This window comes from Dulcicalothrix desertica PCC 7102 (assembly GCF_003991905.1).
GTDB lineage: Bacteria > Cyanobacteriota > Cyanobacteriia > Cyanobacteriales > Nostocaceae > Dulcicalothrix > Dulcicalothrix desertica.
Genome location: NZ_RSCL01000015.1, coordinates 104,760 through 117,412 on the forward strand (window position 1 = coordinate 104,760; position 12,653 = coordinate 117,412).

A 12,653-nucleotide genomic window follows, 5' to 3' on the forward strand; every position below is an offset into this window, starting at 1 on the left:
GGTTTTTTCACAATCGGTATCTTAAGCTTTACTTGTAGCGTATAAAGAATATGATTTTCTTCCTAGAAATTTTTTGCTTAATTATTTGTTTCGGCTCAGTTTGTTTTTATTTGGCTGGTGCTATTTATACTCTTCTGTTTTTCACTAATAAAAATTGCAAGAGCGAAAATAACAGAGAAAATAACATAGAGCCTGTTTCAATCTTAGTTTCAGTGAGGGGTATAGACGAAAAATCCTGGGATAATTGGTTTTCTCTTTGCAATCAAAATTACCCAGATTATGAAGTTTTATTTGGAGTAACGGATAAGGATGACCCAGCTATTGTTCTCCTCGAAAAGCTGGTTGAAATTTTTACCGACCGCGTAAAATACTATTCGGATTTGGTTCCGCTCGGCGTAAATCTTAAAGATAGTAATTTAAGCTATCTCTTAGAAAAATCTCAGCATGAAATTTTAATTTTTGCTGATGGTGATATAAAGGTTAGCCCAGAGTATATTCGTCTCTTAACTGCTCCACTCAAAAATCACCAAGTAGGTGCTGTTACTTGTGCTTATATTGTCCGCTCTCCCAATTCCTTAATTGCTGCGCTTGCGTCTTTCGGTCGCTGTTTTGATTTTCTTCCTAGCGTTTTAATTGCTCGCGCTATTGATTTTGGTTTGCGTTTTGCGATTGGCGTTACTATTGCTACTAGTAAATCTACTTTATTAGAGAGTGGTAGCTTACAAACAAGTAGGATTGGCTCTGATTACAATCTTGGTAAAAGGATTGCTTTAGCAGGTTATCAAATTTACCTATCTCCCTACGTATTAGATTGGAATCCTGGTAGCGAAGGTATAGGTCAACTTTATGCACGGGAGTTACGTTGGGCCAGAACTATTCGTTACAATCGCGGTTCCATATACTACGGCATGATTTTTTGCTATGGTACGGTTTTTTGCCTACCGCTATTAATTTTGTCTGGGTTCACTTCGTGGGCAGTCGCAATTTGTTTAACTGTAATATTGGTACGCTACGCTCAGGTACTGGTAAGTATTTTTTGTATGAAATCTCCAAAACTCTTACTTTGGCTTTGGGCTTTACCACTGCGAGATTTGCTGAGTTTAGTTATTTGGGTAATAGGTGGTTTTGGAAAGCGCATTTACTGGAGTGGAAGATTTCTTTCAGTTGAGGGTGATGGTTTGATTTCCCAGTGGGAATGAGCGATTTGTGCCAGCACACCATGTTTTAATTGTTTATTTGAGTCCTTGCAAAACTTCATATTAAAATTTCTCTACATCAATTTTTATTAGTTTTACGGGCGTTGGCGTGAGTTTTCTCAATATATAAATAATATAAAATTATAATACCTACGAAATTAGAGTACATTAAAATATTGTTTTACACAAACTTGAGGCGCCGCAGAAAGCTCTGTTTGAAGTTGGATGGAAACATGTAAAATAATGGGAACAGTGAATACACAAGCTTTAGGATATTGTTGTCTATTCGTAAATGCAGGCAAAATCAACTTATGCACTTTTTATCCCTATAGTTTTATGAGTGAAGATTTAACGCAGCGTTGGTTAACCGAAATTCAAGCGCTGAAGCAACAGCTGGCAGATGCAATAACGCGCTGTGATGAAGCGTGGGAAAGTGCTGAGAAATGGCGCAAACTCTATAACACCGAAGCTGAACAGCGACGTACTGATGCTCAACTGTTACAGCAAGAAATAGCGTCTTTAAAGGCAGAACTAAAAAAAATGCGGGGTATTGACGAAACGATACTTCCCGACGCGGATGTAAATACAGCTATTCATGCTGAAATTAGTCAAATTGGGGAAACGAAAGAATTACAAGCCAAACTCATTGAAGCGATGAAAGAACGTGCGAGTCTGTTGCTTGCTCTAAAAACCGAGCAGGAAAGTCATGCTCAAACTCGTAATAGTCTTACTACAGCTCTCGGTGATGCCATTGATAGCTTGGCGCGAATACGCTCTGAAGCCAAATAGGGCATCATACCATAGTGATGCCATCGTAAAACCAAATTTATAAAAATTTTATGTTAGTTTGGCGCCGTTACTGGGAAATATCTAAGTATAAGCACTCCTACTTATTTAAAGAGAGCTATTAGTTTTCCCTGTACGGAGATTATTTTCTATGCCAACTAAAAAGAAAATATCTAAAGTCGTTCTTTTTAAAAGAATCCGAGCATTGGCGATTCTGGCTACAGTATCAGTATTTGGATTCAATTCCTGTAATTCTGGGGTGCCGGAAGCCAAACTGGTGCTACGTAACGACTCAGAAAAAACGATTAATTTTATGAAAATCCAGGTAGCTGGTAAAGATTTCGAGCAGCGAGATATATTACCAGGTACAGAAAGAATGTGGCAATTTAAGCCAAATCGTGAAGACTCTTTTTTGGTTAACGGTCGTTTTAGTGCAGATGTTCCAATTCAAACTGCCTCTGTAGGACGTACAAACAATACAGATACCAGAGAACATCATCTCACTGTTAAAGAAAATGGTCGAGTCTCTTATAGTAGCCCAAAATAACTGGCAACTGATTTAACGGATGTAACGGATGTAACGGATATAACTGTAAATCATCCGTTACATCTGTTGTATCCGTTGCAAGGTTACATTCCCATCGCTTCGGCGACTGCTTTAACTTCGGGAAGGATGCCTTGTTTAAATTGGCTGTTGCTGTGTTTAATTGCGGTGTCGGGGTCTTTTAACCCGTTTCCTGTTAGTACACAAACTACTGTGGCGCCAGTTGGAATTTGGTCTTTAACTTTTAACATTCCTGCCACTGATGCTGCACTCGCTGGTTCACAGAAAATTCCTTCCTCGGATGCTAATAGTCGGTAAGCATCGAGAATTTCGGCATCGGTGACTGAATTAAATTCTCCTGTAGAAGCAGATTTTGCTGCTACTGCTTTTTCCCAACTCGCAGGATTACCTATACGAATTGCTGTTGCTATTGTTTCTGGATGGGGGAAAGGGTGACCTGTAACTAATGGTGCGGCGCCTGCTGCTTGGAATCCCATCATACGCGGTAGGCGCCCACATTTTCCAGCTTGATGATATTCACAAAATCCCATCCAATACGCGGTAATGTTTCCTGCGTTACCTACGGGGATACATAACCAGTCCGGTGCATCTCCTAAAACATCGACTACTTCAAAGGCGCCTGTCTTTTGTCCTTCTAGACGATAGGGGTTTACCGAATTAACTAATGTTACTGGGTAAGTTTCTGCCATCTCACGCACAATTTCTAAGGCACGGTCAAAGTTACCTTTAATAGCTAATACTTCTGCACCATATAATAGTGCTTGCGCTAATTTACCAAGAGCAACATAACCATCGGGAATCAACACAAAAGGACGCATTCCACCACGTCGCGCGTAAGCTGCTGCTGCGGCTGAAGTGTTGCCTGTACTCGCACAAATCACCGCTTTTGCCCCAGCTTCTTTGGCTTTGGAAATTGCCATCGTCATTCCTCGGTCTTTAAAACTCCCTGTCGGGTTAAGACCGTCGTATTTTACAAACACACGCACCTGCTTTCCAATGCGTTGAGCTATCGATGGTACAGGAATTAAAGGTGTGTTCCCCTCGTACAGTGTTACTACTGGAGTTTTTTCACTGACAGGCAAATACTCACGATAGGTTTCGATAAGTCCTAGCCAGGGTTGGCAATTTGATTTAACAGCAGACAAGCTTAAAGTCACGGTATATATGATTCAACAGGAACAAAAATACGTTTACCCAACTACTTAATATACAGGTGTTAGCGGCGCCTGAACGCACCATCTCACACTATTTTTCTAAAATCAGCTAAATATTCTACCATTTGGAGGATACCTAGTTTTAGTTTGTTTGACATACTGAAAAAATTGATTTTGACAAGCAATAATACTTATCTTACGCTGTTATACAGTGATTTTCATCGAAACTTTAAGAAAAGGTAACACAAATAACCAATTCTTGAGGAACCAGCTGAATACATTTGTAGTCAGATACACTGAATAGAAAATCATTAGAACTATTTATACCAAGTATATAATATTTTAATGGTTTTAAATATGACACTATTATAATATCTCTAATGGTGTGAGTTGAGGATTCAATACTCGTATGTCTATATCAACAGTTTCAGAACGCAGTTCCGTAAGTCAGTTGGCTTCTAACTTAAACAAAACGTTTTACCAAGTAGACCAACAAGTCAAATTTATGCATTTGCAAGCTGAAGTCGAGTGCTTGCTACAAGAGTTGCAGAATTTGAACACACAAAGATTAACGGCAATTAAGCCAGAATAATATCAGGCTTATTCGTTGTAATGACGTAATTTAAGTTGACTACTCGAAGCGTTGATTTTTTTGTGACCAGCGCTTCAATGTGTAGCCATTAGAGTCACTAATCAGCAAAGAAGGCAAATTAGTTTGACTTAAATTTGCTATGGCTATCAGTGATTTATGGTAATTTTGACCGAAGTCTGTATAAATTATACTGTTATTGTCCGATAAAATTAACGTCCTGGGGCGAGAATTTAGATTTATTTTATTTTGTGTCTGCTTGGCAACAGGCGCCAGTGATGTAATTGCCTCATTTGATGCTGTCAGTACAATCTCTGGCTTGCCGTTGCCATTTATATCGATTTCTTGTATGGGCCAGTGTCCTAGCTTTTGCTGAATAGTTTGGACATTGGGAAAATTACCTTTGACACTATTTGTAGTTTGTAATGCGCGCCATACTGCTTTCAAAACAGCATTACCGCGTTGCGAGTCTATACTTTGCAATTGCTCCAAGGTGGTTGGTGATGGTTGTATCCATTCGAGTGCTGATGTTGTTGTTGCTAGTGCTTGGGGTTGATTCTTTTCGCCAGATGTTGAGATATTCACAGAGTTATTTGGTAGAACTAGTAAACGCAACGTTCCGTTTGTTAACTGAACAGCTTTGACTGTTGCAGTTGTAGATTGTTGTTCAGAGTTTGTATGCCATACTGCGATTTGCAGTGTTGCGTCGTTGTCTAAGCCTAGAATTGAACGTAGATATTTTTGTTTTTCTGGCGGCGTTTTGGGTAGGTTTAAGGTAGTGAACGGTGCTTTTAGCCAGTTTTTACCATCATGAAACGTTGACACTTTGACTTGATACCATCTTTGATTATTAGATGGGTTATTAGTACTATTGTCACTATTGTCGGTGCCGATTTGTAACCAATCGTTTAAATTGACTTGTTTGCTTTCAATAGTTTGTGCCGAACCAATGATTTTGCTAGTGTGTGTCGTTGTTGGCAAAGACTGGGTAGTAACTTCACCTTTGAGATGTTTTAATAAAACTTGAATTTCAGGGAAATTAACTGGTTTACCTTTGAATTGTTCCTTTAACCATGAATAAGCGCGTGCGTCTCCATATTGTGATGCCAGAATTAATGCTCCCCAAGCTTGCACTTCCTTTTTGGTTGGGGTTAACTTCTAAAGCAGCTTCAACACGACTCCATAACCGTCCACTGTCAGCTTTGAGTGACTGACTAATCTCTAACGAGTTTTGTTTATGTGTAGTTTTGAATGCTTCTAACGCTTTACCCCAACGTCCATCGATTAAATTAGCAAGGACTTGTTGACTGGGACTTGCCCAAGTTGTATCTGCCTGAGTTTTACTAATTTGAGAGTGTAAACGAATAACATCGATTTGAGCTAGTGCGTTGCTTGAAATATTTTTTTTCTGCTTTTTAATCGATTTTAGTGAATTATATGCGGGAGTCCATAGACCACTGCGTGCCATTGAAATGGCTTTTTCAAATGATGAATCTTTTAAAGCTGCTGGTTTAAGCGTAATTTCGTTGAGTTCAACAGGGTTGAGAAAAGTTTTTACAGATTTGACTTGATAGACTTGTAACTGTGGTTCTAAGCCAACAGTTTGATTAATAACTAGTTCTTTATTACTATTACCCGTGACTTGTTGCCATTGTGGAAGTGTACCTGTTGGACTTGTCCAAGATATGAGTTGCTGTATATGGTAACGAGCAGGATTGAAATAAAGTATATGACCGTAGTTGATATTGTAAGTACCTTCGCTGCGCTGTCCAAGTAAATAGTACCAAGTACCAGAATCTTTTGAGGCGCCTTCTAAGCGTTTAATTTCGGTTACAGGTAAAGAAATGCTGCTTCCTTGATTTTCGTTAGTGGCATTAACAAGTGGTGCAATTACAAACGACTCTTCTGGACCTGCGATAGCAATTTGAGTTGTAAGCAGGTAATGTTTTTCTGGTTCCCTTTTAAACTCTAAGTCCAATGCTTGTTGATAAACTCGCAGTTCGACAATTTCTTTACAATCAGATTGACAATTTGAACGTTGTTTGTAAATAGGTAATAAGAATGAGTCTTCATTGAAAATTATTTCACCTTTTTGTAACCCAAGTTTATTTACAGCCGCTTCAATTTGTGCTACTGTTTGCGCTTCACTTTTGGCAACTTTAATTTGCGCCCACTGTGGTAAAAGTTTATTTATCCAGCCAAGTTGTTGTGGTTGAAAAATAAATAAAAAGCTAATCCACGCAAACCCTATAACCAAACTTGTAAGCAAGAGCAAAATTATTAGAGCTAACAATGATGTTAGGCGCCTTGTTTTGTTAGATTTTTGGCTTGTGTTTTTGACGACACGCTTAACAAGACGCGCGTTTGAATTTTTGGATAGAGGTTTTTTTATCGGCTTTCGTGGTGTAGCCATATTAACTATCGGTCTTACGTACTGCACTTCTCTTTTATACTCGCTTTAATAAAAAACCGCTAATTACTCTTAAAGCAGTCATTAGTACTATAGAAACCGGGTTTGTACGTAAAATCTTTGTTTTATTACAAAATATCAATTCATATTCCCGGTTTCTAACTTTTAAGCTAATAAATATTATAGTTTCACCAAAAAATATAGGTATTAATAACTATATAATCAATGAAATGCATGTAATTAATGGAGGAAACATGATGAAAACCCCATATAAATACGTACCTTTTATTACTCCTTATTATCGACAAGTCCGTAAAATGTATCGGAATTTTACGTATGCGGGTAAAGGAGTTTATTGTCCCATTTGCAATAATGATTCTAAGTCGTGGTTGAATCAAGAAGATGCAGGTACATGCCCTTACTGTGAAAGTCAAGCTCGGCATCGATTATTGTGGTTATTTATTGAAAAGCACAGTCAAATTTTGACGCAAAAAACTAAATTATTGCACTTCGCACCAGAGGAATGCTTAAAAAACAAATTTAACAGCTTACCAAATCTTGAATATGTGACCGCAGACCTTTCTGCACCAGGAGTTGAAGTGCATACTGACATAACCAACTTAGTATTCGAGGATAATTCATTTGATGCGGTTGCATGTTGTCACGTACTCGAACATATTCCCAACGATAGCTTGGCAATGAGCGAGTTATTGCGGGTTTTGCGTCCCCAAAGTACTGCTTACATTCAAGTTCCTTACAACAAAAACAAACCAACCGATGAAGACCCAAGTATAACTGACCCTCTTGAACGGGCAAGACGTTTTGGACAGTTCGACCATGTTAGAGTGTATGGATTTGATCTTAAGAAGCGTTTAGAAAGCGTGGGGTTTGCTGTTAGTGAAGAGTATTATGCACACGAAATAGATTCTACTCTCTGGAAACGTTATGGACTGTGGGATGATGTCATTTTTTGCTGTACTAAAGTTTGATTGCCTTTGAAACGTAGGTTAAATTTCCGTAAATCCTCGCATGTCATATTTAAAACTTATTGAATAAACTCGTCCGTTGAGTGTGAGTGTAAGTGTGAGTAAAAACGGATGCGCTTAAAGGATAAAGTTTGTATCGTTACCGCGATGCTAGTTGGGGGAGTTATTGGGCTACCTAGCAAAGCATTATCAAGCGAGTTGTCTCGGATAGAAAGTGGTGCTGTTTCTTCCCTTTCTGTCGCATCCGTTCCTTTCTCAATGAACGGTGATGAAGGTGGAATGTCACAGGTAACATCTGTGTCACAGCTTAAAGATGTACAACCTACTGACTGGGCATTCCAAGCGTTACAATCGTTGGTTGAACGCTATGGTTGTATCGCAGGGTATCCCGATGGAACCTTCAAAGGAAATCGTGCCCTGACTCGGTATGAGTTTGCTGCTGGGTTGAATGCTTGTCTAGACCGTGTTAATCAAGTGATTAGTGTTGCGGTTGATGAATCTTTTAAAAAAGAAGATTTAGCGCGTTTAAGTAAATTACAAGAAGAATTTGCTACTGAATTAGCAACTTTACGCGGTCGAGTTGATAATTTGGAAGCACGTACTGCTGAAATTGAGGCTTCGAGATTTTCGACGACAACAAAATTATCGGGTCTTAGCGTTATTGGTATTCAAGGTCGTACTCGTAACCGTGGTGACATTGCACCGCGCGATGGCAGACGAGATACACAAGACCAAGGTACAAATACAAATGTAATTAATTTCACTCAACTTTATTTAACAACTCAGTTTGACCCCAAAAGCTATTTAGTAACAGGTCTATTAGCTGCTAATGGTGGTACAAGTCCAGCACTGAGTAACGATGTAATATTAGGCTATGAATTTTCAACAGGCAATAGTTTAGTACTTAGCGACTTGCATTATCACCGACTTTTGAGCGACAACTTCGCCATTATGGTTGGTACAAGTAACGTTAACATGGCAAGTGCATTTCGCGGACCAAACCGTGCAGAAAGTGGCGCCACTGGCCCGCTTTCGTATTTCGCTCAACGCAACCCGATATTAAATATGGGATTTGCATATCAGGGTGGAATTGCATTTGACTGGCAATTTGCCAAGCGCGCGAGTTTGCAGGGTATTTATATGAGTGCTGCTCCTGGAAACCCAACCAAACGTAATGGTTTATTCGATGGAAATACAACAGCAGCAGCGCAGCTATTAGTAACACCAGTCGATAGTTTAGATGTAAGTGTGTATTACGCAAATAATTATTCTTCGAGTGGTTGTTTACAAACCTTTGTTGGTGATGATTGTTTAACAGGTGTCAACCCGACTACTCAAAAACGCGAACCTGTTAAAACAAACGCAGTTGGCGCCACTCTTAACTGGCAATTATCACCTAAATTTACTTTAGGCGCCTGGGGTGGTTATACAAACTCCAACATTCCCGGTCGGTCAGGAAATGTAGAAACAACCAACTGGATGGTATATATGAACTTTCCCGATTTATTCCGCAAAGGCAACCTTGGGGGAATTTACGTAGGACAACCACCAAAAATAACTAATAGTGACTTACCAGTAGGAAATAACGTACCAGATATTATTAACGGTGGTACAGGTCGCTCAGGTGGTCAACCAGGAACAACAACTCAAATAGAAGCCTTCTATCGCTTCCAAGTTACAGACAACATCAGTATTACACCAGGCATAATTCACATTATTCAACCAGGACATACACCCGATAGTGACTCAGTAACAATGGGAGTATTGCGAAGTAGTTTCATGTTCTAAGCTCTATACTTCATAAATCTTTTATATAAACAGCAATAAATTAGCTAAAAACCTCAATAATTAGCACATCTTTACCTGCAAAAAATAAATAAAAAATTCAGTGGTACTTCGCTTTTAAAATAATCTCAGCAAGATTAAATTCAGATTAGTTAATAATAAACTCTTCTTAAAATCTATGCATCGACAAACTCGTTACCTACTAGCTTTAGGTATAGCGGCTAGTACCACTATGGCTGTAAACCCCTGTCACGCACAGACAGTTACCGATAATGTAGATAATAGCAGCGACAAAGAACTACTGGCGCCACAACCAGCATCAAATCAAAATATAACTAACCCAACCGACAAATCACTTACACCTTCAAATGCAGTTAGTCAAACATCCGTCGAGAAAGCTGCTATACCTAACGTAAATCCTCGTATTCCTATATCAAGTAGAATATTTCCTGCAATGCAGCAGTAATAATCTAAAATTTGACATTTCCAAACTAAATATATTGCACTTCCCCGTTTTTCCTTTGCATTAAATTTTATATCTTGTGGGATATCTTGTGGGATGGGCATCCTTGCCCGTCCAAAATACGGGGCGGGTTTAGATATGTTGTTATGATGTATCTAGTTTGTTGTGTAACCCGCCCGTACATTATTTATATCTTGTGGGATGGGCATCCTTGCCCGTCCAAATATGGGGCGGGTTTAGATATGTTGTTATGATGTATCTAGTTTGTTGTGTAACCCGCCCCTACGATTTCTTCGTACTGCTTACCTGCACTTTCCCAGGTAAATTCTTTCTCAACATACTCTCGTGCATTATGCGATAATTCCGCGCGCAATTGCGGTTTATCAAAAATTTGACTAATTGCTTTTATATATTCATCTGGTTGATTCGCACGTATTGCTCGCAGTGGTACATTTGGTAAATCACATGCTAACCCTTCTAAACCGCGATTACTACCTACAACTGGTGTACCAGCTGCCATAGCTTCTAAAGTTTTATTTTTAATTCCAAATCCGGTTCGCATTGTCACTACACAAACAGTAGCTTGATGCAAATACTCTGCCATCGAAGGAACTCGACCCGTAACATTCACACCTGGTTTATTTTTAAGCTCCATCACTTCCTTAGTCGGACGAGAACCGACAATATCAAAAGTTGTACCTGGATAAAGTTTTTGAATTTCTGGTAAAACTTCGTTACAAAAAAAGCATACTGCGTCAATATTGGCTAAATTATCCATTGCCCCAACAAATACTATACGGCGCCCACCAGGGTCAGAAGTACGATAAGGAAACGACACCAAATCGACGCCATTGGGAATTACAGGAATTTGAGCGTTTGGTTTAAATTTGAGAAGTTGAATTTTATCTTCTTCGGTTGTCACTACAATATCTGAAAACTTTTTACAGTACTCTTGTTCGTAGCGGCGTAGTAAGGGTAAATTTAATCTATCGCGAAGTTTATTTTCAGAGATTCCAGTTTCAAGTTGATTCAAACAGCTACCGTACACGGAACTGTGGACATTAACTACAGTTTTGACTTTTTCTTGAAAATGCGGTCTGATATAAATCTCATTAACGCTGTGTTCACAAGTAATAACGTCACATTTACCCGCTTCAACAAAATCATCAATCCAGCTTTGCATCTGGGGTGAATATCTATTTAGTACACTAGGTGGAGTTGAGCGCGCGATAAAAGTGCCAAACCTCTTAACTTTTCCAACCGCACCACCACTACCAGTGTGTGGACGGTCAAAAACAACTAAATTATCAACATGCTCTCTCAAATTAAAAATATCCATATCACTAACATCAGCTTCGCGTTGCGTCACCATCGTTACGGTATGGCGCCGACTTAGATAATCTAATAAATTAAAGGTTCGTACCTGCGTGCCCCCACGAGTCGCAGGATAAGGAAAAGTTGAAGATAACATTAGTATGTTCATTTTAAGTAATTATACTGATAATAAAATGTAAACTATATAAATATAGGATTAACTACGATTAAAGATAACGTCATCGTCAATATCCCTGATATTTAGATATATAAATCAAGTAGCTATTTTAATGTATAAAAGTTAAATAGCTACCTCACTGATATTAAATATAGCGTTTGAAGAATATAAAGGCGCCGATGTTATGTTAATAAAACTTTAGGGAAGTATATAAATATATTCAAATACAGAAAAATGTCTAAAATAACCGTTACAATTCCTACGTACAACCGTGCCAACCTACTACCTTTCGCCATCGAAAGCGTACTTCAACAAACCTACCAAAACTTTGAACTAATTATCTGTGACGACGGTTCTAGCGATGACACCCCCAACCTGATGTTACAATACACTGACAACCGCATCAAATACATTCGCCACCAGCAAAACGTTGGAAAAAGTAATAACATGCGTGCGGGTTTTGAAGCAGCAACCGGGGAATACTTCATAAAATTCGATGATGACGATAGACTCACACCCAAATTTTTAGAACACACAGCCACAATCTTAAACAACTACCCATCAGTAGATTTTGTTGGTACAGACCACTGGATAATAGACATAAACAACCAACGTGACGAAGTGCAAACCAAATATAACTCTCGCATTTGGGCAAGAGACACCTTACCTGAAGGAATAGTAGAAAACCTGCTTGAAGTCGTATTCGTTCGTCAAAGCTTTCAAATCGGCGCCACATTATTTAGACGCAAAGTCTTAACAGAAGTTGGTTTCATGCAACCCAACTGGCAGAACTGCGAAGACAACGATTTGTTTGTAAGGTTAGCATCATCAGCAAAACAAGGGTATTATCTACCAGAGTTACTAATGGAATATCGCTGCCACGCTGAACAGCAAAGTAAAGACCGTGCGATTCGCTACCTATCAGATAAAATACAGTACTTAGAAAACTATAAATTTGAGTCAGATAAATTAGAAAAAATCCGTCAAGGGCGCCTGACCGAAACACAGTTATTATTAGGACTAAGATTAATAGAAAAAGGTGAGACGCAGCAAGGAAGACAATTAGTACTAGCGGGTAAAGCACATTCGCTTTCTAAAGCGTTAACAGGTTTAGGATTGTCGCTGCTACCCCTTGGAATTCGTCCAATGGCGTTTGATGCAGTCCGGAAAGTTAACTCACATTGACTTAAATACTTTATATTCTACGGTTTATTCAGTATAATTTCT

The 12,653-nt window shown here is 38.9% G+C and carries 13 protein-coding genes; 8 read left to right on the forward strand and 5 right to left on the reverse strand.

Features of this window, described 5'->3' with window-relative positions:
• Window positions 1-50: 50 nt before the first annotated feature.
• Window positions 51-1,199, forward strand: coding sequence for a glycosyltransferase (locus DSM106972_RS29025; RefSeq protein WP_127083952.1), 1,149 nt, complete (start codon window positions 51-53; stop codon window positions 1,197-1,199).
• Between the two features lie 155 nt (window positions 1,200-1,354).
• Here the strand turns inward: DSM106972_RS29025 and DSM106972_RS51595 are convergent, their stop codons facing one another.
• A complete protein-coding gene (locus tag DSM106972_RS51595; protein ID WP_158632890.1) occupies window positions 1,355-1,513 on the reverse strand; it encodes a hypothetical protein in 159 nt (52 codons plus the stop codon).
• Window positions 1,514-1,532: 19 nt separating this feature from the next.
• Here DSM106972_RS51595 and DSM106972_RS29030 point away from each other — a divergent pair, with 19 nt between their 5' ends.
• Together DSM106972_RS29030 and DSM106972_RS29035 are read left to right on the forward strand one after the other, a co-directional pair.
• Window positions 1,533-1,985, forward strand: a complete 453-nt coding sequence (locus tag DSM106972_RS29030) for a hypothetical protein (RefSeq protein ID WP_127083953.1) — start codon at window positions 1,533-1,535, stop codon at window positions 1,983-1,985.
• 148 nt (window positions 1,986-2,133) lie between these two features.
• A complete protein-coding gene (locus DSM106972_RS29035) occupies window positions 2,134-2,529 on the forward strand; it encodes a hypothetical protein (protein WP_127083954.1) in 396 nt (131 codons plus the stop codon).
• 83 nt (window positions 2,530-2,612) lie between these two features.
• On the opposite strand, the gene thrC is transcribed toward DSM106972_RS29035, so the two are convergent.
• A complete protein-coding gene (thrC, locus tag DSM106972_RS29040; RefSeq protein ID WP_127083955.1) occupies window positions 2,613-3,704 on the reverse strand; it encodes a threonine synthase in 1,092 nt (363 codons plus the stop codon).
• Window positions 3,705-4,110: 406 nt separating this feature from the next.
• On the opposite strand from thrC, the gene DSM106972_RS29045 reads away from it, so the two are divergent.
• Window positions 4,111-4,293: a hypothetical protein gene (locus DSM106972_RS29045; protein ID WP_127083956.1), complete on the forward strand. Its 183-nt coding sequence runs from the start codon at window positions 4,111-4,113 to the stop codon at window positions 4,291-4,293.
• A gap of 39 nt (window positions 4,294-4,332) precedes the next feature.
• Here DSM106972_RS29045 and DSM106972_RS53960 read toward each other — a convergent pair whose 3' ends face one another.
• Together DSM106972_RS53960 and DSM106972_RS53965 are read right to left on the reverse strand one after the other, a co-directional pair.
• Window positions 4,333-5,424 (reverse strand): hypothetical protein, encoded by a 1,092-nt coding sequence (locus DSM106972_RS53960; RefSeq protein ID WP_233787922.1) that lies wholly within the window; start codon window positions 5,422-5,424, stop codon window positions 4,333-4,335.
• A complete protein-coding gene (locus tag DSM106972_RS53965; RefSeq protein ID WP_233787923.1) occupies window positions 5,339-6,703 on the reverse strand; it encodes a hypothetical protein in 1,365 nt (454 codons plus the stop codon). The genes DSM106972_RS53960 and DSM106972_RS53965 overlap by 86 nt, the downstream gene beginning before the upstream one ends.
• 251 nt (window positions 6,704-6,954) lie before the next feature.
• Here DSM106972_RS53965 and DSM106972_RS29055 point away from each other — a divergent pair, with 251 nt between their 5' ends.
• From DSM106972_RS29055 to DSM106972_RS29065, 3 genes are all read left to right on the forward strand, one after another.
• Window positions 6,955-7,689, forward strand: coding sequence for a class I SAM-dependent methyltransferase (locus DSM106972_RS29055; RefSeq protein ID WP_158632891.1), 735 nt, complete (start codon window positions 6,955-6,957; stop codon window positions 7,687-7,689).
• Window positions 7,690-7,797: 108 nt separating this feature from the next.
• Window positions 7,798-9,474: an iron uptake porin gene (locus DSM106972_RS29060; protein ID WP_127083958.1), complete on the forward strand. Its 1,677-nt coding sequence runs from the start codon at window positions 7,798-7,800 to the stop codon at window positions 9,472-9,474.
• Between the two features lie 175 nt (window positions 9,475-9,649).
• A complete protein-coding gene (locus DSM106972_RS29065; RefSeq protein ID WP_127083959.1) occupies window positions 9,650-9,937 on the forward strand; it encodes a hypothetical protein in 288 nt (95 codons plus the stop codon).
• 256 nt (window positions 9,938-10,193) lie between these two features.
• Here DSM106972_RS29065 and DSM106972_RS29070 read toward each other — a convergent pair whose 3' ends face one another.
• The gene (locus DSM106972_RS29070; protein ID WP_127083960.1) at window positions 10,194-11,417 is read right to left on the reverse strand and encodes a glycosyltransferase family 4 protein; all 1,224 of its coding nucleotides are present in this window, start codon (window positions 11,415-11,417) and stop codon (window positions 10,194-10,196) included.
• Window positions 11,418-11,660: 243 nt separating this feature from the next.
• On the opposite strand from DSM106972_RS29070, the gene DSM106972_RS29075 reads away from it, so the two are divergent.
• Window positions 11,661-12,611, forward strand: a complete 951-nt coding sequence (locus DSM106972_RS29075; RefSeq protein ID WP_127083961.1) for a glycosyltransferase family 2 protein — start codon at window positions 11,661-11,663, stop codon at window positions 12,609-12,611.
• Window positions 12,612-12,653: the final 42 nt, after the last annotated feature.

What these genes read in the sequence shown, in the direction of transcription:
- DSM106972_RS29060 (WP_127083958.1), top strand. Translation starts at nt 7,798, where the DNA reads ATGCGCTTAAAGGATAAAGTTTGTATCGTTACCGCGATGCTAGTTGGG.
- DSM106972_RS29035 (WP_127083954.1), top strand. Translation starts at nt 2,134, where the DNA reads ATGCCAACTAAAAAGAAAATATCTAAAGTCGTTCTTTTTAAAAGAATC.
- DSM106972_RS53965 (WP_233787923.1), bottom strand. Translation starts at nt 6,703, where the DNA reads ATGGCTACACCACGAAAGCCGATAAAAAAACCTCTATCCAAAAATTCA.
- DSM106972_RS29075 (WP_127083961.1), top strand. Translation starts at nt 11,661, where the DNA reads ATGTCTAAAATAACCGTTACAATTCCTACGTACAACCGTGCCAACCTA.
- DSM106972_RS29065 (WP_127083959.1), top strand. Translation starts at nt 9,650, where the DNA reads ATGCATCGACAAACTCGTTACCTACTAGCTTTAGGTATAGCGGCTAGT.
- DSM106972_RS29070 (WP_127083960.1), bottom strand. Translation starts at nt 11,417, where the DNA reads ATGAACATACTAATGTTATCTTCAACTTTTCCTTATCCTGCGACTCGT.
- DSM106972_RS29045 (WP_127083956.1), top strand. Translation starts at nt 4,111, where the DNA reads ATGTCTATATCAACAGTTTCAGAACGCAGTTCCGTAAGTCAGTTGGCT.
- DSM106972_RS29025 (WP_127083952.1), top strand. Translation starts at nt 51, where the DNA reads ATGATTTTCTTCCTAGAAATTTTTTGCTTAATTATTTGTTTCGGCTCA.
- DSM106972_RS29030 (WP_127083953.1), top strand. Translation starts at nt 1,533, where the DNA reads ATGAGTGAAGATTTAACGCAGCGTTGGTTAACCGAAATTCAAGCGCTG.
- DSM106972_RS29055 (WP_158632891.1), top strand. Translation starts at nt 6,955, where the DNA reads ATGATGAAAACCCCATATAAATACGTACCTTTTATTACTCCTTATTAT.